This is a genomic window from Arthrobacter sp. CAN_C5 (genome assembly GCF_017875735.1).
Taxonomy (GTDB): Bacteria; Actinomycetota; Actinomycetes; order Actinomycetales; family Micrococcaceae; genus Arthrobacter_D.
This window is the reverse complement of the sequence record NZ_JAGGMZ010000001.1, coordinates 1,807,976-1,831,642: the sequence shown is the minus strand read 5'-3', so window position 1 is coordinate 1,831,642 and position 23,667 is coordinate 1,807,976. Positions and strand designations below refer to the sequence as shown.

Annotated in this window: 17 protein-coding genes; 6 read left to right on the top strand and 11 right to left on the bottom strand. The window is 66.6% G+C overall.

Going from position 1 to position 23,667, the window contains the following annotated elements; genetic code table 11:
- The first annotated feature begins 153 nt into the window (after positions 1 to 153).
- The gene (locus tag H4V95_RS08620) at positions 154 to 1,125 is read left to right on the top strand and encodes a GerMN domain-containing protein (RefSeq protein WP_209729906.1); all 972 of its coding nucleotides are present in this window, start codon (positions 154 to 156) and stop codon (positions 1,123 to 1,125) included.
- A 9-nt stretch (positions 1,126 to 1,134) separates the two neighbouring features.
- Here the strand turns inward: H4V95_RS08620 and H4V95_RS08615 are convergent, their stop codons facing one another.
- The 3 genes from H4V95_RS08615 to hrcA form a co-directional block, all read right to left on the bottom strand.
- Entirely contained in the window at positions 1,135 to 1,890 is a 756-nt protein-coding gene (locus tag H4V95_RS08615; RefSeq protein ID WP_196866150.1) for a 16S rRNA (uracil(1498)-N(3))-methyltransferase, read from the bottom strand.
- A 2-nt stretch (positions 1,891 to 1,892) separates the two neighbouring features.
- Entirely contained in the window at positions 1,893 to 3,020 is a 1,128-nt protein-coding gene (dnaJ, locus tag H4V95_RS08610) for a molecular chaperone DnaJ (RefSeq protein ID WP_196866151.1), read from the bottom strand.
- Positions 3,021 to 3,125: 105 nt separating this feature from the next.
- Positions 3,126 to 4,139: a heat-inducible transcriptional repressor HrcA gene (hrcA, locus tag H4V95_RS08605; RefSeq protein WP_196866152.1), complete on the bottom strand. Its 1,014-nt coding sequence runs from the start codon at positions 4,137 to 4,139 to the stop codon at positions 3,126 to 3,128.
- A gap of 149 nt (positions 4,140 to 4,288) precedes the next feature.
- On the opposite strand from hrcA, the gene H4V95_RS08600 reads away from it, so the two are divergent.
- Positions 4,289 to 5,155: a DUF3097 family protein gene (locus H4V95_RS08600; RefSeq protein ID WP_196866153.1), complete on the top strand. Its 867-nt coding sequence runs from the start codon at positions 4,289 to 4,291 to the stop codon at positions 5,153 to 5,155.
- A gap of 73 nt (positions 5,156 to 5,228) precedes the next feature.
- Positions 5,229 to 5,675 (top strand): DUF4870 domain-containing protein, encoded by a 447-nt coding sequence (locus H4V95_RS08595; RefSeq protein WP_196866221.1) that lies wholly within the window; start codon positions 5,229 to 5,231, stop codon positions 5,673 to 5,675.
- Positions 5,676 to 5,815: 140 nt separating this feature from the next.
- Here H4V95_RS08595 and hemW read toward each other — a convergent pair whose 3' ends face one another.
- Positions 5,816 to 7,045: a radical SAM family heme chaperone HemW gene (gene hemW / locus H4V95_RS08590; RefSeq protein WP_209729904.1), complete on the bottom strand. Its 1,230-nt coding sequence runs from the start codon at positions 7,043 to 7,045 to the stop codon at positions 5,816 to 5,818.
- 2 nt (positions 7,046 to 7,047) lie between these two features.
- Positions 7,048 to 8,901: a translation elongation factor 4 gene (gene lepA / locus H4V95_RS08585; RefSeq protein WP_196866155.1), complete on the bottom strand. Its 1,854-nt coding sequence runs from the start codon at positions 8,899 to 8,901 to the stop codon at positions 7,048 to 7,050.
- Positions 8,902 to 9,086: 185 nt separating this feature from the next.
- On the opposite strand from lepA, the gene H4V95_RS08580 reads away from it, so the two are divergent.
- Positions 9,087 to 9,566 carry a type II toxin-antitoxin system PemK/MazF family toxin gene (locus H4V95_RS08580; RefSeq protein ID WP_196866156.1) on the top strand — a complete coding sequence of 160 codons (480 nt, stop codon included), beginning with the start codon at positions 9,087 to 9,089 and terminating at the stop codon, positions 9,564 to 9,566.
- Between the two features lie 256 nt (positions 9,567 to 9,822).
- Positions 9,823 to 10,083 (top strand): 30S ribosomal protein S20, encoded by a 261-nt coding sequence (rpsT, locus tag H4V95_RS08575; RefSeq protein WP_209729901.1) that lies wholly within the window; start codon positions 9,823 to 9,825, stop codon positions 10,081 to 10,083.
- A 261-nt stretch (positions 10,084 to 10,344) separates the two neighbouring features.
- Here the strand turns inward: rpsT and holA are convergent, their stop codons facing one another.
- From holA to leuS, 5 genes are all read right to left on the bottom strand, one after another.
- Entirely contained in the window at positions 10,345 to 11,361 is a 1,017-nt protein-coding gene (gene holA, locus H4V95_RS08570; protein WP_312883983.1) for a DNA polymerase III subunit delta, read from the bottom strand.
- A gap of 46 nt (positions 11,362 to 11,407) precedes the next feature.
- Positions 11,408 to 14,149 carry a ComEC/Rec2 family competence protein gene (locus H4V95_RS08565; RefSeq protein ID WP_209729899.1) on the bottom strand — a complete coding sequence of 914 codons (2,742 nt, stop codon included), beginning with the start codon at positions 14,147 to 14,149 and terminating at the stop codon, positions 11,408 to 11,410.
- A 25-nt stretch (positions 14,150 to 14,174) separates the two neighbouring features.
- A complete protein-coding gene (locus H4V95_RS08560; RefSeq protein WP_209729897.1) occupies positions 14,175 to 15,194 on the bottom strand; it encodes a ComEA family DNA-binding protein in 1,020 nt (339 codons plus the stop codon).
- A gap of 72 nt (positions 15,195 to 15,266) precedes the next feature.
- On the bottom strand, positions 15,267 to 16,349 hold the full coding sequence (locus H4V95_RS08555; RefSeq protein ID WP_245345630.1) for a DegV family protein: 1,083 nt from the start codon (positions 16,347 to 16,349) through the stop codon (positions 15,267 to 15,269).
- Positions 16,350 to 16,352: 3 nt separating this feature from the next.
- Positions 16,353 to 18,851, bottom strand: a complete 2,499-nt coding sequence (leuS, locus tag H4V95_RS08550) for a leucine--tRNA ligase (RefSeq protein ID WP_395939830.1) — start codon at positions 18,849 to 18,851, stop codon at positions 16,353 to 16,355.
- 318 nt (positions 18,852 to 19,169) lie between these two features.
- Here leuS and H4V95_RS08545 point away from each other — a divergent pair, with 318 nt between their 5' ends.
- Positions 19,170 to 22,625 (top strand): bifunctional proline dehydrogenase/L-glutamate gamma-semialdehyde dehydrogenase, encoded by a 3,456-nt coding sequence (locus H4V95_RS08545; RefSeq protein ID WP_209729894.1) that lies wholly within the window; start codon positions 19,170 to 19,172, stop codon positions 22,623 to 22,625.
- A gap of 123 nt (positions 22,626 to 22,748) precedes the next feature.
- Here H4V95_RS08545 and H4V95_RS08540 read toward each other — a convergent pair whose 3' ends face one another.
- Positions 22,749 to 23,657 carry a GIY-YIG nuclease family protein gene (locus H4V95_RS08540; protein ID WP_209729891.1) on the bottom strand — a complete coding sequence of 303 codons (909 nt, stop codon included), beginning with the start codon at positions 23,655 to 23,657 and terminating at the stop codon, positions 22,749 to 22,751.
- Between the last annotated feature and the right edge of the window lie 10 nt (positions 23,658 to 23,667).

Here is a 23,667-nt window from a genome sequence, read left to right as displayed (position 1 = left end):
GGTTTCAATACTGTCTCAGTCCAGTGACGACTTGGCTACACCCCGTCTGAGCCCGGTAACCGTATGTAAAGCTGGAAGACGTTGCTTCAGCGAATAACGCAAGCGACGTCTTTTAAACATGGATGAGCGGGACAGGGAAAGGACAGGACGCAGATGGAGTGGTCCTTTCAGCCTGGCGATCGCGGGCGCCGACGGAGTAGGACCCTGACCGCGACAGCCTTGATCTCGCTGGCTGGCCTCGGCCTGAGCGGCTGCACCCCGGTGGACGGCACTGACGCCGCGACCTCCCTTCCCGCACAGGTGAGCACCGTGACGGATCCGACGTCGGACCCCCACTCGGCGGTCCCACCGGCCACCGCCGCGGGCTCCAACCTGCTGCCCGTCTATTGGATGGGCGACAACAACGGCAGCATACTGCTGTACCGCGAGTTCCTCAAAGGTGAGCAGGGCGGGGATCCGATCGCCGCCGCCGTGCAGGCCATGACCACCAGCGCACCACTGGACCCCGACTATTTCGGTTCGTGGTCACCGGCTGGCACCGTCAGCGCCTCAATCTCACCCGGAAACATCATTACCGTTGATATTTCCCGCGACGCGTTCGGCACGCGGATCGATGAGGGCTCCGCCTACCGGGCGGTCCAGCAGCTCGTCTATACCGCCAGCGCTGCAGCCGCCAGCTCGGGCCTCGTCTCCGGCGGCGATCCCAGCAGCGTCGTCATCCTGGTCGACGGGGAAACCGGGTTCAACGCCTTCGGTCACATCGAGCTGGGCGGGCAAATGCAGCGGGACACGGCACTGCTGGCGCCGATCTGGGTGATCGAGCCACAGCACGGCGAGGTTCGCGACCAGCCGGAGATCACCGTATCCGGCAGCGGCGTGTCCGACGATGCCGTGCTGTACTGGCGGATCGACGAAGTGGTCGGCGTCGACCTCAAACCGTACCGGAGTGGGACGGTGGGGCTGGACGAGGGCCCCGGTTCCCCGGGCCTGTTCGAATTCACCGTTGCCCTGGAGCCCGGCGACTATGAGGTCACAGTTTTTGACCGCCCCGCGGCCGACCAGGACGACCCCGAACAGAACAATAAGGAACTCAACGCCGACACCAAGCGCTTCGACCTCGGCTAGGGGGCGTCGCTACCAACGGCCGAGAAGCTGGTTCAGAACGGCCAGCGCGGCCGGGCCGGCCGTCGAGGAACGCAGCACATGATCGCCCATTCGCGCCGCATGAGCGCCCTTCGACAGGAACAGCTCCAGTTCCGCAGTGCTGATTCCGCCCTCCGGACCCACGACGACCGCGACGATGTCTGGCACCTGTTGGTCAGCTGACCCGACGAACGTTCCCAGCCCGTCGACGGCCTCCTCATGCAGAACCAACGCCAGGTCAACGCCGGCCAACCAGCCGGCGAGGGACCGGCTGTCATGGAGGCTGTGCACTTCCGGGAGCCGCGCCCGCCGCGACTGTTTGGCCGCGCCCCAGACGGTCGACTCCCACTTCTGCCGGCCCTTGACGGCCTTCTCCGCGCGCCAGCGGACAATGCTGCGGTCCGCCTGCCAAGGCACCACCGCATCCACCCCCAGCTCGGTGGCGGCCTCGACCGCCTGGAGATCACGGTCCCCCTTGGCCAGCGCCTGAACGAGGACGAGCGCTGTGGCCGGGGCTGGTTCGTCGTCGACGGTGCTGACCTCGAGCGTGACGTTCTGGCCGCTGCTCTCGGCAACGGTACCCGTCAGCCTGCGCCCACGCCCGTCGGCGACGTCGATGGCCTCGCCCACGGTGACCCGTTTCACCGTGGCAGCGTGGCGGGCCTCCGCACCGGTCAGGACGAAGCGGGATCCGGGAGCGGCGGCGGAGACGGCATCGGGGTCGCCAAAGTACAGTGCGTTGCTCACGCCTAGAGGTTACCCAGCCGCTCCCGCAGCTTCGCGAATACCCCTGAGCCGTTGCTGGCAAGTTGTCCCTCGACGAACTCCTCGCCGCGGAGTTCGGCCAGTTTACGGAGCAGTTCCTCCTGCGCCTGGTCGACGTTGCGGGGGGTTTCGACGTTCAGGTGGACCTTGAGATCACCGCGCCCGTAGCCGCGCAGGTGGGTCACTCCCAGTCCGCGCAGTGTCACGATCTCGCCCGACTGGGTGCCCGCCTTGATGCCCAGCTCCTGGTCGCCGTCGAACGAGGCGAAGTTCAGGGAGGTGCCGAGTGCGGCAGCGGTCATTGGGACGCTGAGGGTGACGTGCAGGTCGTCTCCCTCGCGCAGGAAGGTGGCGTCCGGGTTGACCCGGATTTCCACGTACAGGTCACCCTGCGGTCCGCCGGCCATGCCGGCTTCACCCTGGCCGCCGAGCTGGATCCGGGTTCCGGTGGAGACACCCGCTGGTACCTTGATGGTGAGGCTGCGGCGGCTGCGGACCCGGCCGTCGCCGTTGCACTCATGGCAGGGGTTGGGGATCACTGTGCCAAACCCTTGGCAGGTGCCACAGGTGGCGCTGGTCATGACCTGGCCCAGAATGGAGCGGACGGCCCGCTGCACCTGACCGGAGCCACCACAGATGTCGCAGGTCCGCGGCGAGGTCCCTGGCTGGCAGCAGGAGCCATCACACGTGGGGCAGACCGCGGCGGTCTCGACGTCGATCTTCTTGTTGATCCCGAACACCGCGTCGACCAGGTCGATGCGGACCGCGATGAGCGCGTCCTGACCCCGGCGCGTGCGCGACGGCGGTCCGCTGGGTCCGCCCCCACCGAAGAAGGTCTCGAAAATATCCTGGAAGGCAAAGCCCTGGCCGGCGTGCCCGCCACCGAAACCGTTGTCGGTTCCGTTCTCGTTGCCGGTGGTGTCATACACCCGGCGCTTCTGCGGGTCGGACAGCACCTCGTACGCGCGGGTGACCAACTTGAACTCCTCCGAGGCGTCGGGTCCCGTATTGACGTCCGGGTGAAGCTTCCGTGCCAGCTTGCGGTAGGCCTTCTTGATCTCCTCGCCGCTCGCATCGCGGTTCACACCGAGGACTTCATAGTGATTACTCACTCCTGCACTTCACTTCCTGTGTCACTGGTCGAGATGGGGCAATAGCGCCCCATCTTCGAAAGGTTCGATTGTTGCCGTCAAAGTTCTTACGTGCCGGGCGTCCGGTTAGTCCGTGAGGATCCGGGACAGGTAACGGGCCACCGCGCGTACCGCCGACATCGACGTGGGATAGTCCATCCGGGTTGGTCCGAGGACTCCCACCTTCGCCAACGAGTCGGGGCCGTACCCGGTGGCAATCACCGACGCTTCGGCGAGGCCGCCATGGGGGTTCTCCCGCCCAATCCGCACCGACACGCCAAACGCATCGTGTTTCATTTCGGAGAGGAGGCGGAGCATGACCACCTGTTCCTCGAGTGCTTCCAGCACCGGCCCAATGCTCAGGGGAAAGTCTACGGTGGATCGGGCCAGGTTGGCTGTACCAGCCATCACAATCCGGTCCTCGCGGTTGATACCCGCGAGTTGTTCCAGGGTTCGCGCGAGGACGGTGCCCGCCCTGCGCTGCTGAAACGGCAGTGTCGCCACGGCCAACGCAAGTTCCTGCGGGAGGAACGTCAGCTTCGTGCCCGCCACCGACCCGAGGAAATGCTGCCGGAGTTCGGCGAGGCTGTTCTCAGGGACGGGTTCCGGCAGGGGTACCACACGCTGCTGCACGGTGCCGTTCGTGGCGATCAGAACCACCAGCACCTGGTTCGGTGCAAGAAGCACGAACTCAAGGTGCCGGACGGCGGCGCTCCCCAGATGGGGGTACTGCACCACTGCCACCTGGTTGGTGAGGTGGGACAGCAGACGGACGGTGCGGTCCATGACGTCGTCGAGATCCTCGGCACCCTCCAGCAGGGCCTGGATGGCGCGTTTCTCCGGCGCGGACAACGGCTTGACCTCGGAAATCTGGTCGACGAAGAGGCGATAGCCCTTATCGGTGGGAATGCGGCCGGAACTGGTGTGGGGCGCCGTGATCAGGCCCTCTTCCTCCAGCACCGCCATGTCATTGCGGATGGTGGCGGAAGAGACACCCAGCTGATGCCGCTCCACCAGGGCCTTCGATCCGACAGGCTCCCGGGAATGCACGTAGTCCTCGACGATGGCACGCAGTACCTCCAGCCGGCGTGGTTCGCTCACTTTTCACCTCCGAACATGGTTCCTCGTCACTTCAGCGGATCTGGCACTCGACACACCCAAGTGCCAAGTCTAGTACTTTCCGATGAATTGTTAGCATTGAAAATCCCTGGCCGGACCGTCCAGCGGTGAGCCGGGAAGCGAGTAAGACGATGTCCAGTTACGAATGGGGAGCACAGGACATTTCAGCTCCCCGCAGTGTCCCACTCCCCAAGGTCCCGGTCAGCGCCGGGCTGGTGCTGGAAGACGTGCAGAGCGGCTACGTCGGTGCGGTGGTCCGGGTGGAGAAGTCCGGCGGCATGCACGTAATGGTGCTCGAAGACCGCCGGGGCAAGCTCAAGTCCTTCCCCCTGGGGTTTGGTTTCCATGTGGACGGGTCCCCGGTGGAAGTCGTGGCCCCAGCGGTAGCCCCGGCCACTCCGGCGCGCCGGGTGACGGCGTCGGGATCCGTCAGGGTCGACGGCGCCCGCGCCCGCACGGCCCGCGCCAGCCGGATCTGGGTGGAGGGCCAGCACGACGCCGAGCTGATCGAGAAAGTATGGGGTGATGACCTGCGACTGGAGGGTATTGTCGTCGAGCCGCTCCACGGGGTCGACGACCTCGCCGGGATGATCCGGGCCTTCGCCCCCGGCCCCCATCGACGGCTCGGCATCCTCGTGGACCACCTGGTCACCGGATCCAAGGAGCAGCGCATCGCACAGGAAGCCATGAACGTCCCGGGCGCCGCCGCCAACGTCCTCGTCGTCGGACACCCCTATGTGGACGTGTGGCAGGCCATCAAGCCCGGAGCCGTCGGATTGACCGCCTGGCCGGTGGTGCCGCGGGGTCAGGATTGGAAGACCGGCATCCTGGCCGGGCTCGGGTGGCCCAACTCCGACAAGGCAGCCATCGCGCACGGCTGGAAGCGGCTGCTCGGCTGTGTCACCAGCTATGCCGACCTGGAACCGTCGCTGCTGGGGCGGGTGGAGGAAGTGATTGACTTCCTCACCGATCCCGGAATTTCCGGTCGGACCGACTGATCCACGGTGCACTATCACCGGGCAAAGACGTACTCTAGTGAGGAAGGCCCCTACCCAGGTGGCCCCGCAAGCAATGAAGGATGTCCAGTTGTCTAACCCCGCCGAGAAGCCCAAGCAACACGGATCCGCGGACGGCCACGGCCAGCCCTCGTCCGCTTTCGAGGGCGTCCCGGCGAATGCGCTCCCCCTGACCGCGTCCGAGGACCGGCAGTGGGCAACCCTGTCACACTTTGGCGGAATCCTGGGGTTCATTCCCTCCCTGCTGATCCTGCTCATCTTCAAGAACCGTGGGCCGTTCACCGCGCAGGAAGCGCGGGAAGCGTTCAACTTCACCTTCCCTCCGACGCTGCTGGCGTTCGCGGCCTGGCTGCTGTCCATGCTGCCCACGGTCGGCGGACTGTTCGCCGTCGTCAACGCGCTGATCTGGGTGGCCATCGCCTTCTCGTCAGCGATTGCCGGTATCCAGGTCAACCGCGGCCGGCCATACCGCTACACCCTGAATCTCCGGCTCTTCAAGTAGGCCGGCCCAGCCCAGCCCAGCCCAGCCCAGCCAGGCCGCGAGCCAGTCGGCCGGGGGCCAGCGGAATGCGAGTTGGCTGGCCGGGTTATTGGAATCCGTGTCAGTCAGGCTGGCAGTCAGACCGGCGGGCAGTCGGGCAGTCAGTCGGGCAGCAGCCGCCGGACCACGGCGTCCGCGAGGAGTCGGCCACTGGCAGTCAGGGTGATAGTGCCCGCGAACGCTGCGGCCGGGTCCACCAGCGAGTCCGCGATCAGCCCAGCGACCGCCTGGCGGCCCTCCGGGCGCAGCGCACTGGTGGGCAGGCCCTCCCGGAGGCGGGCGCGGAGCATCACGTCCTCAACGTACCGGGTGTCGGCGTCGAGAATCTCCCGGCCCGCTGCCGGCGATACGCCCGAGGACAGCCGCTGCGCGTAGGCGGTGGGGTGCTTCACGTTCCACCACCGCACACCGCCAACGTGCGAGTGGGCGCCGGGACCGGCGCCCCACCAGTCGTCACCCCGCCAGTACGCCAGGTTGTGCCGGCATTCGTCCTCGGGGGTGCGCGCCCAGTTGCTGACCTCGTACCACCCCAGCCCGGCCGCGGCCATGGCCTGCTCGGCCAGCGCGTACTTTTCAGCGTGGTCATCGTCGTCGATGTCGGGCACCTGTCCTCGGCGGATCCGCGCGGCAAGCTTGGTGCCCTCCTCAATGATCAGCGCGTAGGCGGAGACGTGGTCCGGGCCGTAGGACAAGGCGGCATCGAGGGACCGCTGCCAGTCGGCGGCGCTCTCCCCCGGCGTGCCGTAGATGAGGTCTAGGCTGACGCGCAGCCCGGCTTCCCGAGCCCACTGGACGGCCAACGGCACCCGCTCAGGCGAGTGGGTGCGGTCCAGCACTTCCAGGACGTGGGGCACCGCTGACTGCATCCCGAACGACACCCTCGTAAAACCTGCCCCGGCCAGCACGGCAAGCGACTCCGGGGTGACCGAGTCGGGGTTCGCCTCGGTGGTCACCTCGGCGCCGGGGGCGAGCCCCCAGTGCCCGACTGCTGTCCGCAGCACGGTCGCGAGGTCCTCGGCGGGGAGCAGGGTGGGAGTGCCGCCTCCAAAGAAGACGGTGGATAGGGGCCGCGGAGCGGTTCCCGACTCGGTCAGGACACGGCTGGCAAGGTCCAGTTCGGCACTGACCGTCGCCGCGTACCGGTCCTGGGATGCACCGCCGCCCAGCTCGGTCGCAGTGTAGGTATTGAAGTCGCAGTACCCGCACCGCACCGCGCAGAACGGAATGTGCACGTACAGCCCCAGCTTGCGGTCGGCGCTCCCGACCGCCGCCTGTTCCGGCAGCAGACCGTTCTCCGGCGAGGGCAGGCCAAGAGGCAGAGCACTCGGCATTGCTACTTCTTGACCTTGTCCTTGGATTCGTCGGTGGTCAGGGCGGCGATGAAGGCTTCCTGGGGAACCTCCACCCGTCCCACCATCTTCATCCGCTTCTTGCCTTCCTTCTGCTTCTCGAGCAGTTTGCGCTTACGGGTGATGTCACCGCCGTAGCACTTCGCGAGGACGTCCTTGCGGATGGCCCTGATGCTTTCGCGGGCAATGATCCGTGAGCCAATCGCGGCCTGGATGGGTACCTCGAACTGCTGGCGGGGAATGAGTTCGCGCAGCTTGCCGGTCATCATCACGCCGTAGGCGTAGGCCTTGTCGCGGTGGGTGATCGCCGAGAAAGCGTCGACCTGTTCGCCCTGCAACATGATGTCCACCTTGACCAGGTCGGCGGCCTGGTCGCCGTCGGCCTTCCAGTCCAGCGAACCATAACCGCGGGTCCGGGACTTGAGGATGTCGAAGAAGTCGAAGACGATCTCGGCCAGCGGCAGCCGGTACCGGATCTCCACCCGGTCTTCCGAGAGGTAGTCCATGCCACCCATCACCCCGCGCCGGCTCTGGCACAGTTCCATGATGGCGCCCACAAACTCGGTGGGTGCCAGGATGGTCGCCGAGACCATTGGCTCGCGAACCTCTGCGATCTTCCCGGTGGGGTACTCGCTGGGGTTGGTGACGTGAATGAGCTTCTTGTCTTCTAGCGTCACCTGGTATTCCACGTTGGGTGCCGTGGAGATCAGGTTCAGGTTGTGTTCGCGTTCGAGCCGTTCGCGGGTGATCTCCAGATGCAGGAGGCCGAGGAAGCCTACCCGGAATCCGAAACCGAGCGCGGCGGAGGTCTCCGGCTCGTACACGAGCGCAGCGTCGTTGAGCATGAGCTTCTCGAGCGCGTCCCGGAGCACCGGATAGTCGGTGCCGTCCAGCGGGTAGAGGCCGGAGAAGACCATGGGCTTCGCGTCCGCGTAGCCGGGAAGTGACGCCGTGGCGGGCTTGGCCAGATTGGTGACGGTGTCACCGACCTTGGACAGGCGGACGTCCTTCACCCCGGTGATGAGGTAGCCCACCTCGCCGACGCCGAGCCCCTTGGAGGGGGTGGGCTCCGGTGAGCTGACGCCAATCTCGAGCAGCTCGTGGCTTGCGCGGGTGGACATCATCTGGATCCGCTCGCGGGGGTGCAGCATGCCGTCAACCACCCGGACGTAGGTGACGACGCCACGGTACGTGTCGTAGACGGAGTCGAAGATCATGGCGCGGGCCGGTGCATCCGGGTTGCCCACGGGTGGCGGAAGATCCCGGACAATCTGGTCCAGGAGGGCCTCGACGCCCATGCCGGTCTTGCCGGATACCCGTAGGACGTCCTCCGGCTCGCCGCCGATCAGGCTGGCCAGCTCGGCGGCGTACTTCTCAGGCTGCGCCGCCGGGAGGTCGATCTTGTTCAGCACCGGGATGATGGTGAGGTTGTTTTCCATCGCCAGATAGAGGTTGGCGAGGGTCTGGGCCTCGATGCCCTGCGCCGCGTCAACGAGGAGGATTGCGCCTTCGCAGGCAGCCAGCGACCGGGAAACCTCGTACGTGAAGTCGACGTGGCCAGGGGTGTCGATCATGTTCAGCGCGTAGCTGACGCCGTCGAGCTCCCAGGGCAACCGGACGGCCTGGGACTTGATGGTGATGCCGCGTTCGCGCTCAATGTCCATGCGGTCCAGGTACTGGGCCTTCATGTCACGCTGCTCAACGACTCCGGTGAGCTGCAGCATCCGGTCCGCCAGGGTGGACTTCCCATGATCGATGTGCGCGATGATGCAGAAGTTCCTGATGATCGCCGGATCAGTGGCGGCGGGCACTGGGGAAGTGCGGGCCTTGGGTGACACTGGACATTCCTTACTGTTGCGAAGGCTGCTGCGCGGCAGCCGTTATAACGACAACGGCCGGGTTCGCCAGCTAAGTGAACTTCGCTGGTACGCGGGTTTTCTTGCACCAGCTGAGTTAACAGTCTCCCACGAGCTGGCGAATGCTCTGGAATCCGGGCGATCACCTGAACTGTATTCTGGACCGCATGCCCTTTGACGCCAGTTCACTGCTGCGGTTCGCCCGTCGCGCTGTCAGGGCACTGCAGGCCCCGCCGCGACAGACGAAGCCCCACCGCACCCCGTCCTCCTACGCCGGGGACTTCACGGGCACCCCGACGATCAGCTACGCGCCACGCCCCGACAACCGGCCCGACGCCGGCGAGATTGTTTGGGCGTGGGTCCCCTATCAGGAGGACCACCGCCAGGGCAAGGACCGGCCGGTCCTCCTGATCGGGAAACACGGCAAGAAGCTGCTCGGCCTGATGCTGACCAGTCGCGACCGGAACAGCGCGCACGGCTCCGACCCTGCCTACGTCGACATCGGAGCGGGCCCTTGGGACCGCAAGGGTAGGCCCAGCGAGGTACGCACCGACCGCATCATCCAGCTGGCGCCGGACGATGTGCGCCGGATCGGAGCCGTCTTGCCCCCGGCGGCATTCGATCGGGTTGTTGCACGGCTTCACTGACCCCGTGTGGTGCCGCCGGCTAAGTCAGATTTGACCTGACCGGGCCGGCAAGAGTGTCTGTCGATGGAGACGGCACGCGCGAGGGGTGGCTGCCGGGACTATTCCCCGTATCTCTGGTAATCTAGACAGCTGTGTGTCCGAGCAGGTCGACGGGCACTTTAGTCCAATCGTCCACGGTATCCCCACGCCGCTCAGTCATTGGTTGAACTGAATTACCCTCACGACCAGTCCGCAATACAAAGAGAGTTTTAAATACGTGGCAAATATCAAGTCCCAGAAAAAGCGCATTCTCACCAACGAGAAGGCGCGCCAGCGCAACAACTCGGTTAAGTCCGAGCTGAAGACGGCCATCCGCGCCGTCAACACTGCGATCGGTACCGCCGATAAGGAAGCCGCTACCGGTGCGATGCGCACGGCCAGCCGCAAGCTGGACAAGGCTGTCAGCAAGGGTGTCGTGCACAAGAACAACGCAGCGAACCACAAGTCTGCGATCTCGAAGAAGGTCAACGCTCTCTAACCAGAGCCGGACCGTTCGACGATTTCCAGATGGCTGGCCTTCGGGCCGGCCATCTGTCGTTTAACGCGCTGGCCACTTCGGATTCCATTCTCGCCCCCGACTCCGCCCCTCCCCCCCTAGCCCTTTCCGCCGAGACGGTGGATCTGGTCGGCTGAACGCCTCATGAGTCGCCCTACCTCACCACTCGATGGGTGGTCCTGGGAGTTCGGGGTTCTGTGGGTTCTGTGGGTTCTGTGGGTTCTGTGGGTTCTGGGGGCGAAGTCAGCCGCGGCCGGCGAGGGCGATGGTCGTGACGGCGTGTTCGACGGCGTATACCGGGTCCCGGGAGGCGCCCTTGACCTGCGCGTCCGCCTCAGCGAGCACCTGGATGCACTGCACCAGCCCCTCGGAGCTGAATCGCTGGGCGTCGCGCCGGGCCTGGTCCACCTGCCACGGTGCCATGCCTAGCTCCTTCGCCAGTTGCGCAGAGCTGCCCCGCACCTGGTGCACCTTCGCCACCGCACGTACCTTCATGGCCAGCGCGGCGGTCAGCAGGACCGGGTCGGCTCCGGTGGCCAGGGCATGGCGCAGCATCGACAGGGCCTGTCCTCCCCTGCCGGCCAACGCTGCATCGGCAACCTTGAAGCCGGTGACCTCCACGCGTCCGCCGTAGTACTTCTCGACGGTTTCCTCGGTGATCTCACCCGTTGTGTCGGAGATCAGCTGGTGGCAGGCTGCGGCCAGTTCGGCCAGCTGGGATCCAACCGCTGCGACCAGGGCCCGGAGCGCACCACCGCCGATCCGGCGCCCCGCGGCCCGGAACTCTTCGACCACAAAGTCGGTCTTGTCCGAGTCCTTTTTCAGCGGCTGGCAATCAACCACCGTGGCGCCCGAAGCCTTGATGGCGTCCAGTAGCTTCTTGCCGCGGTTTCCGCCACTGTGATGCATCACCAGGACGACGTCGGGCGCCGGGTCGCTGAGGTAGCCAAGGCCGTCCTGCAGGAAGTCGTCGTTCATCTGCGCGAGTCCGGTGACTTCGATGAGCTTCGCTTCCCCGAAGAGGGAGGGACTGCCGTGGAGAATGAGTTCTCCCACCTCGTACTTGCCGGCGTCCAATTGCACCACTTCCAGATCCGGGCGGGCGTCCTTGAGGCTTCGCCGGATCCGCTCAACTGCCTGGCCCGCGGCATACGTTTCCGGTCCGCTGAGAAGGACCACCGGCGCGGGGGCCACGGCACGCCAGTGCACCCCGGACGTCCCGGGAGTGTCCCTGCGGGCTGCGGCGGGTCTGGAATTCACGTGGTGGGCTCCTGCTTTGATTCAGTGACTGGACCGGTGTCCACGGTCAACTGTGCCACGGGCTGCACCTGCCGCAAAGCGGGACGGCGCGGTGTCGTCGGACGCGCAACGAGTTGTCCTGGATGGAGACCAGAAACGTGCCCAGCTCGTCCGTTCGGGCCACGGCAATCCCTGCCGTGGACAGTCCATCGGTGATGCTGGGGTGGGGGTGACCATAGTCATTGTCACGGCCGGCAGAGATCAGTGCCAACCGTGGACGGACGGCGCGTGCGAGTTCCAGCCCACCATTCTGCGCGCCGTGGTGGGCAACCTTGAGGATCTGCACTCCCCGTTCGGCGAGGTCCGGGTTCTCGCGCAGCAGGGCCGCCGCGGCATCTTCCTCAAGGTCACCGGTCAAGAGGACCGACAGCACGCCGTCCATGGGTGTGTCGATGATGACCTCGAGCACCGCGCTCGAGTTGTTTTCCGAGCCGAGCCGTGTCCCCGGCTCCGGCCAGAGCACCGTCCAGCTGACTCGCCCATGTCCGTCGTCGCCGTGCGACCCGCTCATTCCTGCCCGCAGTTTCTCGGGTGTCACGCTGGTAGCGACGGCGTCACGATCGTCCGGGGCATTGCTGATCACTGTGGCAGTCACCTCAACCGGAAGGACCGGCTCCGACGTCGAGTACAGAACCCGCTCGACGGTCCGGTCCCTGAAGACTCCCTCGATGCCGCCGTAGTGGTCGGCATGCAGATGAGTGAGGACCAGTAGTTCCACGGTGGTCACCGCTAGCCGGTCCAGGCAGGCGTCGACGTCGTCTGGCTCAGGGCCGGTGTCGACCAGGATTACCTTGTGCTCCCCGGTTCGCACGGCGAAGGCGTCGCCCTGGCCCACGTCGCACGCCGCCAACTGCCACCGGTCCCCGCCATCACGGTGGAACGGCCACAGGAAGACCGCTGCAAGGCCGACCGCGACGCCTACCGCCAACCAGGCCGGCCCCGCGACCCTGGGCCGACGAGTATCTCTGGGCCGTCGAACATCCCTGGGCGCGGCGGCTGGGGTCGGTTTTACTTGCCCCTGTCGTGCCCGGCTCCGGAGGGCTGACCACCCTCGCGGACCCCACACCACCGCCAGAATGACGGCAAGCGAGAGCACACCGGTCAGGATCGCGCCAGCTGCGCCGCCCACCCAGGGCACCGCAGCACCGGGAGCGGCGCTGAAGAACCGTGCCACCGAGCCCACCCAGTCAGCGCCCCACCCCGCCACTACTACCAGTGGTACGGCGAGCGGTTCGGCGATGGCTAGGAGGGCTACCGCCAGCATTCCGACAATGGTGACCACGGGAACCACCGGGGTGGCTGCGATGTTGGCGGGAACTGAGTACAGCGGGAGCGTTGGCTGCAGGAGGGTGAGGATCGGGGCGCAGCACAGCTGCGCGGCGATCGGGACGGAGAGCAGTTGGGCAGCAGCAAGCGGCATGAACGTGCTCAGCCTGGTCGCCAGAACAGGGCCAAACAGGATCAGTCCGGCCGCTGCGGCGACCGACAGCATGAAGGCGTAGGAGTTGTTCAGCCACGGGTCGGCGGTGAGCAGGACGACGACGGCGAGCAGCAGGAGCGCGAAGGGCACTCTGCCTCGGCCCGTCAGTACCGCGACCACACCGAGGCCGCCCATCACCGCAGCACGCAACACACTCGGTTCGGGCCGGACCAGGATCACGAAGCCGATCAGGGCAATGATTCCCAGTCCGGCGGCCACCAGGCGGGGTGCCCTGAGTGCGCGGGAACCGAGAAACACGAAGGCCAGCAGGTAGGTGCAGTTGGCGCCGCTCACCGCGGTCAGGTGGGTGAGCCCGGTGGTCTGCATGTCCTGTTCGAGGGACGGGTCGAGACCGCTGCGGTCGCCGATCACCATCCCGGGCAGCAGCCCATCCTGCCCCGCGACCTGCGTCGCAAGGTCCACGAAACTGGTTCTGAGCTGTGCCGGGTAGCTGGCCAGTCCTTTCTGCGGGCTGACCCGAGGGCCGGTTTGCGCGATCAGCAGGGCCACGGCCCTGTCGCCAGGCCCGGTAGGCAGCAGGCGACCCGCCGCACGGATGGTGTCGGAAGCGGCAACCTGCTGCCACGAGGCCGGGCCGATGACCACCACCGGCGTGTTGGCGGTGAACGACTCGCCGCGAACGACACCTGCGCTGAGCACCGCCTCGACCAGGAACCGGTCCTTCCCCGAGTAGCGGTCCGGGCTGATCAGCACCGCGTCGGAGGTGGCGTTCAGGACTGCCGTGATCGACGCCTGCTGCTGCACGGCGCCTGAGACTGGGCCAGCGGTGCGCACCGCGATGCTGGCGGATGCGGGCAAACTGACCAACGCGGCAACAGCGAGGGGCAGGACGGCCAGCCTGGCACTCCGCCTCAGCCAGCCTGACGTCAGACAGCCGAGGCCGCAACCGACGGCCAGTCCGGCGAGGGCCAGCGCACAAAGGAGCGCGGCGGAAGAGTTGAGTCGGATCACCGCGGCGGCAGTGACCCAGGCTGCCGCGGCGGCCGGCAGGAGTCGGTAGTCTCTGGGCCGGGACTCCGCCCCGGATGCCCGGGAGTCCCGGCCCGGAGCACCCGTCCGTGTAGTCATCCGGTGAACCACGGCAAGGGGCCGCCGCCAGCCGCCTGAACGCTTCAAGGGTGGATTCGGCGTCAGGACACCGCCCGGGGCCGTCGGTGCATCGGGGGTGGTCCGCTCACGCTGGCCAGTCCGTGCGGCAGGCTCGGTGGCCGCCTGCACGTACCTGGTCCAGGGACGGTGCGACGTCATCGTCCTCCCCTCGGCCGGGTGCGGCTCACACCGTCACCAGCGGGACCAGGGCGGCGAGCATCGCTTCGCCGATCCCGGGTACCGCGTCCAGATCCTCGGGGCTGCTGAAGCCGCCGTGATCGGTTCGCCATGCGATGATGCGTTCGGCGAGGACCGGACCGATCCGCGGGAGTGTTTCGAGTTCAGCGGTGTCGGCCGTGTTGATGTTGACGATTCCCGGCGTACCCGGAGGACCCGTCGCCGTCGGATCGGGACTCCCGGGGCCCGGCAGAGGAGGATCGGCAACCACCGGGGGAAGGGTTTCGCCCCGCACGGGCACCCGGATCTGCAGGCCGTCCTGCACTGGTGAGGCCAGGTTGATGGCTGCGAGATCAGCATCGGGCAACGCTCCCCCGGCCTGCTCCAGTGCCTCGAAGACGCGGGAGCCAGCATCAAGTTCGACGATCCCCGGGCGGCTGACGGCACCGGCCACATGCACGATGAGCCGCTGGGAACCAGGGCCAGGCTCCGACACCGCGCCGGGCGATCCAGCCCCGGCCGATCCAGCACCAGACCCTGCAGAGCCCGGCGCCACCGTGGAACCATCAGACCCCACCAGCTCCCCCGGCGGCGGATCACCGGGTGGGGAATCTTCGGGCTGGGAATCACCGGGACGGGATTCGCTGGCCTCAGCGGTGCCGGACTGTGCGGCATCCGATAGTCCAGCCGCTGCCCCACCTCCCTGCTGTCCGGAGGTCGGGCGGTCCAACGCGATTGAGGTCACCTCCGAGGGAGCACCGCCGCGCAGAAAGAACAGGCCCACGGCTAGGGACAGGGCCAGCCCCAGGGCTACGAGCGCCGCACCACGGCCCACCGCCCACTGGCGTCCGCGCCTGGCAGCGTCCTGCACCCCCACCGCCGCCCCCGCCCCCGCGTGCGGAGCTGCGTCGTCGGAGGGTTCAAGGGTGTCAAAGGTGACGGGCTCTGCCGGCTGACCCTCACGGTCCTGCGGGAAACTGAACCCGCCCCTCGATGGAGCGCTGGTGGCCCAGCGGTGTCTGGCCATGCGACGAGCCTAGGATTCGCCGTCCGGCGGTGGCCTGGAGGCGGCACCCTATGTGTGCGAGGACAGGAAAAGTCAGGAAGTTGTGGAGGAGGAGTCGGCGTCGTCAATCTCCCCCGCGACGGCGATCGCGATCACCCCGAGCCCGGTGTGGGCGGCCAGGACTGCCGGTAGTTGCGCCAGGACGGTGCGGATCCCGGGATGGCGCTGCTGGAGGGTCGTCGTCAGCTCCTGTACCTGGGCCTGATTGCCGAAGTAGTGCAGCGCCACCACCGCGTCGGGCCGGCCGGCGATGTCCGTCTCCACCAGGTCGAGCAGCCGGGCAGTGGCCTTGGCGGTGGACCTGACCTTTTCAAGCGGCAGGATGCGCCCGTCCTGAACGCTCAGGATCGGTTTGACGTTCAGCAGGGTTCCCAGCATGCTCGCTGCTGCACCGATGCGCCCGCCCTTGCGCAGCTGTTCCAGACTGGGCACCAGAAACCGGAGCGTCGAGGAGTCGCAGACGGCCTGGGCTACCGCCGCTGCACCGGCGAGGTCGAGCCCGCCGCGCGCGCCAGCCTGGGCGGCCGCCACCCCGAATCCCATTGCCATCCCGACCGTGCGGCAGTCAAGAACCTCCACCGGGATGGAGACGGCTGCAGCTGCCCACCGCGCGGCGTCCGTGGTACCGGAGAGGTCACCCGAAAGGTGCACCGAGAGAATTCCCGTCACACCTTCGGCCTCAAGCCTCCGGTAAACGCTCTCGAACTGCCCCGGCGACGGCCGGGAGGTGCGCACCTCCGCGCCCTCCGCCAGTGCCACCGACAGTGGTCCGGTGAGGTCGTCGGTGCCTTCGCCGAAGATCCTTCCGGCGATCATCACCGGCATGGGAACCACGACGACACCTCGAGCGGCGCCGCCGGCGGCCAGCCACTCCGGCGGAAGCGCCGCCGCCGAATCGGTAACGACGGCGATCCGTGGCCCGGCGCTGGCCTCCGCCGCCGAGCGCGATCCGGACGGACGGACCCAGAGGCGTTCGAGCCACCGCATCGAGTACCACGCCCCCGCAGTGGCCTTCGGCTGCGCGGAAACCTCCCGTACCGCCTCAAGCTGGGCTGGGTCGGCCTGCACCGCTTGAGGCTGTACTACGGGAGGCTGCGCTGCTTTGTCGGCCCGCATGGGTTACTCCGGAACGATGTTGACCAGCTTGGGAGCCCGCACGATGACGGTCCGGATTCCCCTGCCATCGAGGGTCTTCTGGATCTGGTCGCTGGCCAGGGCCAGCTCTCGCAGCGCATCCTCGGTGATATCCGGCGATACTTCGAGCCGGTCACGGACCTTACCCTGCACCTGCACGACGGCGACCACCGTGTCCTGCACCAGCAGTGCCTCGTCAACGGCGGGCCAGCCAGCCGTGGCGACGGAGGCGGGGTGGCCCAGCCGGTTCCACAGGTCTTCGGCCGTGTAGGGCGCGAACAGGCTCAGGATGATCGCGACCGCCTCGGTGGCTTCGCGGACAGCCGGATCGGCGCCGCCGACGCCCGAGTCGATCGCCTTGCGGGTGGCGTTGACCAGTTCCATCACGCGGGCAATGACCACATTGAATTTGTTGCCTTGCAGCAGCGCGGCACTGTCCGCGACGGTCCGGTGGGTGATCGACCGCAACGCGCGGTCCCCACTGGCCGGATCGCCGTCGGGCGCGCTCGTCACGTCCAGGCCCAGCCGCCAGGCGCGGGCCAGGAACTTCGACGAGCCCGACGGCGACACGTCAGCCCAGTCGACGTCGTCCTCTGGAGGGGAGGCGAACACCATGGTGAGCCGGATCGCGTCCACGCCAAACTTGTCCAGCTGCTGGCTCAGGTCCACACCGTTGCCGAGGGACTTGCTCATGGCCTTGCCGCCGTTGAGGACCTGTCCCTGGTTCAGCAGTGCCGAGAATGGCTCGGTGAAACCGATCAGGCCCAGGTCATACAGCACCTTGGTGAAGAACCGGCTGTACAGCAGGTGCAGGATCGCGTGCTCCACGCCGCCCACGTACTGGCCGACCGGCAGCCAGCGGTTCACGGCGTCGGTGTCGAACGGCGCATCGGTGGTGTCCGGCGACGCGAACCGCAGGAAGTACCAGGAGGAGTCGACGAAGGTGTCCATGGTGTCGGTATCCCGCTTCGCGGGACCGGCGCACTGCGGGCAGGGCACATTCACCCAGTCCTCGACGGCGGCCAGTGGGGACGTGCCCTTCGGCGACAGATCCCCGCCGCGCAGGTCCTCCGGCAATGTGACGGGCAGCTGGTCGTCGGGGACGGGCACCTCGCCGCACGTGGCGCAGTGGATGATCGGGATGGGGGTACCCCAGAACCGCTGCCGGGACAGCAGCCAGTCGCGCAGCCGATAGTTAACCGTGTGCTCGCCGGTGCCGTGTTCGGCGACCAGGTCGATCGCGCGGGCGATCGCCTCATCCTTGCCCAACCCGTCCAGCTCGCCGGAGTTCACCAGCGTGCCATCGCCGGTGGTCGCGATGCCGGACACCGCAGGGTCCTCGGCGCCGGTGTCCACGACCATCCTGACCGGCAGGTCGAAGGCCTTCGCGAAGTCCAGGTCGCGCTGATCGTGCGCAGGTACCGCCATGATGGCGCCCGTGCCGTAGTCGGCCAGCACATAGTCGGCAGCCCAGACGGGCAGCTTCTCGCCGTTCAGCGGGTTGACGGCCCAGCGGCCGGTAAACACGCCGGTTTTTTCGCGCTCGGTGGACTGGCGTTCAATCTCCGACAGGGACTTGATGGCCTCCCGGTACTGCACCAGCTCGGCACGGTGGGACTCGGTGACCAGGTCCAGGGCCAGCGGCGCGTCAGCTGCCACCACAAAGAACGTGGCGCCGTGCAGCGTGTCCGGCCGGGTGGTGAACACCGGGACGCTCTGGGCAGACTGCCCGTCGGCCTCCTCGATCACGAAGTCGACGTGCGCGCCCTCGGAGCGGCCAATCCAGTTGCGCTGCATGGCCAGGACCCGCTCGGGCCAGTGGCCCCGCAGCTGATCCATGTCGTCCAGCAGGCGGTCAGCGTAATCGGTGATCTTGAAGTACCACTGGTTCAGGCTCTTCTTGGTGACCGGGGTGCCGCAGCGCTCGCAGGCACCGTTGACGACCTGCTCGTTGGCCAGCACCGTCTGGTCCTTGGGGCACCAGTTGACCGGCGAATCCTTGCGGTAGGCCAGCCCCTTCTCGAAGAACCGCAGGAACAGCCACTGCGTCCACTGGTAGTAGCCGGGATCGGACGTGTGCAGCCGGCGTGACCAGTCGACACTGATCGCGTAACGCCTGAAGGAATTCGCCTGCGTGTCAATGTTCGTGTAGGTCCACTCCGACGGGTGGGCGTTGCGCTGGATAGCGGCGTTCTCCGCGGGCAGCCCGAATGAGTCCCAGCCGATCGGGTGGAGCACGTCGAACCCCTGCTGACGGTAGTAGCGCGCGACGACGTCGCCCATCGCAAACGCCTCGGCGTGACCCATGTGCAGGTCGCCCGACGGGTACGGGAACATGTCCAGCACGTACCTGCGTTCCCGGGATCCGTCGTCGGCGGGCTTGAACGGCTGGAGCCGGTCCCACTCCGCGGGCCACCGGGCTTCAATGTCGGCGAAACTGTAGGTGTTCTCGTCCGGATGCCCGGCGTCGGCTTGCGTGCTCACTTGTTGTTGCCCTGTCCTCTTGATCAATTGCCCCTAGACACACAAAAGCCCCTCGTCCAGGGAGGGGCATGCCGCACGGTCGAACGTGCGGCTAGCTAAGAAGTTGTACTGCAGACATAAATCTACCCTAGCGCAGATTGGCGTCCGTGACCCCGCCGCGCAGGTTACGATTATTCTGGTACGCGCGCCCGCAAGACGCGCTGCCATGCCGAGGCGGAATGCGCCCCCGGCCTGATCGGCCACCGGCCCCGCAAGGGGAATACCCACCTGAGTCAGGATCCGATAACGGTGGCCCGTCGCATTGTGAGGCACGATCGCATGACACAGCTCTTTTCCACTGTTGATCCCCTTCCCGCAACTCTGGGCGACGACGCCGTCGCCCTCGTCCGGCGCTGGCTGCACCTGGATGAATCCCGTCGCCCCGAACCGGTAGCGACCCGCGGATCGCGATCGGCGCAGCTGCTCGCCGAGGTCCTCAAGGACGACGCCGGACTCCAGTTCACTCTCGGTTTCGTGGACCGGGTGATCCGGCCCGAGGACAACGCCGTTGCCGCACGCAACCTGTCGAAGCTGGCACGGCAGACGCCGTCGTTCCTCCCCTGGTACATGCGGGGTGCCGTGCGGCTCGGTGGCGCGCTCGCACCGACCCTGCCCGGCATTGTGGTGCCCGTAGCCCAGCGGGTGCTGCGGGAGATGGTGGGACACCTCATTGTTGACGCGCGGCCACACAAACTGGGCAAGGCGATCGCCGGGCTGCGGGGCGAATCGGTCCGGCTGAACATCAACCTGCTGGGCGAGGCAGTCCTCGGCAACGAGGAAGCCGACGCCCGGCTGGCCGGTACCACCAAACTTCTGGCACGCGACGACGTCGACTATGTCTCGATCAAGGTCTCCTCAGTGGTCAGCACCATGAACCTGTGGGACTTCCACGAGACCGTGGAGCGGGTCGCGGAGCGCCTGCTCCCCCTCTACCGACTCGCGGCGTCCTCCCCCGCTCCGAAGTTCATCAACCTGGACATGGAGGAGTACCACGACCTCGATCTGACCGTCGCCGTGTTCAAGCGGATCCTCGACACCGAGGACCTGTTGCACCTCGAAGCAGGGATCGTGCTGCAGGCCTACCTGCCCGACGCCCTTGGCGCACTGCAGGACATCACCGAGTGGGCAACGGCGCGCCGCAGCCGGGGCGGCTCGGCCGTCAAGGTCCGGCTCGTGAAGGGCGCCAATCTGGCCATGGAGCTCGTCGACGCGAAGGTGCACGGCTGGGAACCAGCCACCCTGCCCTCCAAGGAAGCCACCGACACCAATTACAAGCGCTGCCTCGACTGGGCTCTGCGTCCCGAGAACGCCGAGGCGGTCAGGATCGGTGTGGCAGGGCACAACCTGTTCGACATCGCTTTTGCGCGGCTGCTGGCGCTTGCCCGCGGGGTCGAGGACCGGATCGAATTCGAGATGCTCCTGGGCATGGCCGAGGAGCAGGCGGAGGAGATCAAGAAGGACGTGGGCTCGCTTCTGCTGTACACGCCTGTGGTCCACCCCGCGCAGTTCGACGTCGCCATCAGCTACCTGATCCGCCGGCTGGAGGAAAACGCCAGCCAGGAAAACTTCATGTCGGCTGTCTTCGAACTGAACAAGAACCCCCAGCTGTTCGAGCGGGAGAAGAAGCGCTTCCTCGAATCGTTGGCGGCCGTGGACAACACCGTCCCCGTCGCGAACCGTTCCCAGGCCACCGACCGCTTCGTCGCGGCAGCGCCAGGCGAGTTCGCCAATCAGTCCGACTCGGATGCATCCCTGCCCGGTATCAGGGACTGGGCGACCGCAATATTGGAACGTGTTCCTGGGTCAACCCTCGGGGTCGACCTGGTGAAGGCCTCCTGGCTCGCAACGAACGACGACGTCGACCGTACGGTCGATGCGGCGCTCGCCGGTCAAACCGAGTGGTCCGCGCGCTCCGGCGCCGAACGGGCTGTAGTGCTCCGCAGCGCTGCCGCCCGTCTCGCCGCAATCCGCGGTGACCTGGTGGAAGTAGCAGCCAGCGAGACGGGCAAGACGGTTGCAGAGTCGGACCCCGAAATCTCCGAAGCGATCGACTTCGCCAATTACTATGCACTGCTCGCCGAGGAGCTGGACCAGGTGGAGGGCGCCGAGTTCGTACCGGCACGGCTGACGGTTGTCACACCGCCGTGGAACTTCCCGGTGGCTATTGCCGCCGGCTCCGCACTTGCCCCGTTGGCGGCTGGCAGCGCCGTCGTCGTGAAGCCTGCGCCGCAGGCCAAGCGGTGCGCCGCGGTGCTGGTGGAGGCACTCTGGGAAGCCGGTGTGCCCCGGGAAGTCCTGCACTTCGCTGACGTCGAGGAGGGTCCCGTGGGGCAGCACCTCATCTCGCACCCCTCGGTGGACCGGGTCATCCTGACCGGCGCCCACGACACGGCGAAGCTGTTCCGCAGCTGGCGGCATGACCTGCCCCTGCTTGCCGAGACCAGCGGCAAGAATGCCCTGATCGTAACCCCCAGCTCCGACCTCGACCTGGCTGCTGCCGACGTCGTGAAGTCAGCGTTTGGGCATGCCGGGCAAAAGTGTTCGGCTGCCTCACTGGTGATTCTGGTGGGGTCGGCCGGGAAGTCGGCGCGGTTCCGTAACCAGATGGTCGACGCCGTCGCCTCCCTGAAGGTGGGGTACCCCGAAGACTCGGCCACCGAGATGGGCCCGGTCATCGATCCCGCCGAGGGGAAACTGCGCGACGCGCTGACGACGCTGGGCGAGGGCGAAACCTGGCTGGTGAAGCCTCGACAGCTGGACGACACCGGACGGCTCTGGAGCCCCGGCGTCCGGGCGGGCGTGAAGCCGGGCAGCTACTTCCACCTCACCGAATTCTTTGGACCGGTCCTGGGGGTCATGCACGCCGACTCCCTGGAGCAGGCCATCGAGTGGCAGAACGCCAGCCCATACGGTTTGACGGCGGGCATCCACACCATGGACGGCGACGAGTTGGCGCTGTGGCTGGACTCTGTCCAGGCAGGCAATTTGTATGTGAACCGCGGTATCACTGGAGCAATTGTGCAGCGTCAGCCGTTCGGTGGCTGGAAGCGTTCGGCTGTGGGGCCAGGAGCCAAGGCCGGAGGACCCAACTACCTGATGCACCTCGGCAGCTGGAAGCCGGTCGAGCTGCACCCCGGGAATGTTCACGCTCCGCTGAGCGGACCGGTCCGTGATCTGCTGCACGCAGCCGACATTCCCGCCGTCGACCAGGGATTCCTGGCCCGCGCGACCGCCGACGACCAGCGTCACTGGGTCAAGTCGTTCGGGGCCAACCGCGATGTGTCGGGCCTCGGGGTGGAACGCAACGAGTTCCGTTATGTTCCGGGTACGGTCACGGTGCGGCTCAACGAGGACGGCACGCTGGCGTCGCTGGTCCGGGTGCTTGCTGCCGGGCTGCGGGCCGGAGCGACGCTGCGGGTTTCGTCGGCTCACCCACTGCCGCCTGCGCTGACGGCTGTCCTGTCGGCTCATAATGTTGAGCACGGAGTGGACGACGACGCCGCGTGGCTGAAGCACGCGCCTGCGGCCTCGCTGGGTCGGGTCCGGCTGATTGGCGGCGGCTATTCGGAACTGTGTGCAGCCACCGACGGCGATCCTGATGTGGCCATCTACGCCGGACCGGTCACCGAGTCCGGACGGATCGAAATGCTTCCGTTCCTGCACGAGCAGGCGGTGTCCATTACGGCTCACCGGTTCGGCAACCCGGACAGCGTGTCGCACACGGTGCTCCACTAGGAGCGTTTGCTGGGGCGGTTGGACTTGCCCCTTCCGTTGATCCCCTCCGCCGAGCTGCGAGATCTGGCGGGTTCGGACGTTCCGGACCCGCGGTATTTCACGGCTCGGCGGGGTGTTCAGGTGCTAGAGCGCGGGGATCGATTGTTCCTGCCACTGGGCATAACTCAGCCCGGTGGCGGAAACAATCCAGCTTATTCGGCCATTGGTTGGTCGGCCGGTCACGACGGCGGCAGCAGCGCTCGGGCTCTTGAACGCATAAGGCCGAGCAAACCGACGGAGACCGCCGATGTCTTCAAACGTTCCGTCCACGCGGAGTCGTTCGTAGAGCTTCTGGTATCCGGTGTGCCCGCTTACCCACTTGCTTCGCACTGCGGATCCTTCGTAGACAATGAACTCACCGTCGATTTCCTGACCACGCGCGGTTCCTCCGTCTCCCGGAACGCCTAGTTCGAATACCGGTGACGAGGCTTTCGGCCCGTCCGGATCTGTCGCCTCAGCCTCGTTGCGTGGTACTTCTCTGAACGCATCGATACCAAGCAGCGGAAGCACAATCCGTGCCTGGCTGATGAAGTACTCCATGTCCGAGATATCGGCCTCAGGCAACGGCAACGTGGGTGGTGCGGTCCTATTCACTATGATGGTTCGGTCGGCCACCTTGCCAAGCTCAATGAACCGGCTTTCCAGATAGCGGACGTGCGCCTTTGTCAGGTTTGCGTCCTTACTTGTGAGCAGCAGTGCCCGGGTCCAGAAATCCTTTCCGCCCTCAGGCTCGCCACGATTGTGCATCTTCAGGCGGGTGCTGACGTCGTCACCTTCTCCGATGTACAACATCTGGTCGTCTGGGTCTTCCTCGTTCACTCCGGTCAGAAAATACACGCCGGTCTTCGCAGCCTCCGGGCGCGCAAGGAGAACCGCTAGGTCCGAACGGGATCCGGCAACAATCTGGCCGGTCCAGTTCATAATTTCCGCGGTCAGGAGTCCGCCCGGCATACCGTCGGTCAGGAAGAGCCGGACCTGTCTACCTGTCGTCATTGTTGATCTC

Coding starts and splice junctions, on each gene's coding strand:
- H4V95_RS08620 (WP_209729906.1), top strand. CDS start 154: ATGGAGTGGTCCTTTCAGCCTGGCGATCGCGGGCGCCGACGGAGTAGG.
- H4V95_RS08600 (WP_196866153.1), top strand. CDS start 4,289: ATGTCCAGTTACGAATGGGGAGCACAGGACATTTCAGCTCCCCGCAGT.
- H4V95_RS08595 (WP_196866221.1), top strand. CDS start 5,229: ATGAAGGATGTCCAGTTGTCTAACCCCGCCGAGAAGCCCAAGCAACAC.
- hemW (WP_209729904.1), bottom strand. CDS start 7,045: ATGCCGAGTGCTCTGCCTCTTGGCCTGCCCTCGCCGGAGAACGGTCTG.
- H4V95_RS08580 (WP_196866156.1), top strand. CDS start 9,087: ATGCCCTTTGACGCCAGTTCACTGCTGCGGTTCGCCCGTCGCGCTGTC.
- H4V95_RS08565 (WP_209729899.1), bottom strand. CDS start 14,149: ATGACGTCGCACCGTCCCTGGACCAGGTACGTGCAGGCGGCCACCGAG.
- H4V95_RS08560 (WP_209729897.1), bottom strand. CDS start 15,194: ATGGCCAGACACCGCTGGGCCACCAGCGCTCCATCGAGGGGCGGGTTC.
- H4V95_RS08555 (WP_245345630.1), bottom strand. CDS start 16,349: ATGCGGGCCGACAAAGCAGCGCAGCCTCCCGTAGTACAGCCTCAAGCG.
- H4V95_RS08545 (WP_209729894.1), top strand. CDS start 19,170: ATGACACAGCTCTTTTCCACTGTTGATCCCCTTCCCGCAACTCTGGGC.
- H4V95_RS08540 (WP_209729891.1), bottom strand. CDS start 23,657: ATGACGACAGGTAGACAGGTCCGGCTCTTCCTGACCGACGGTATGCCG.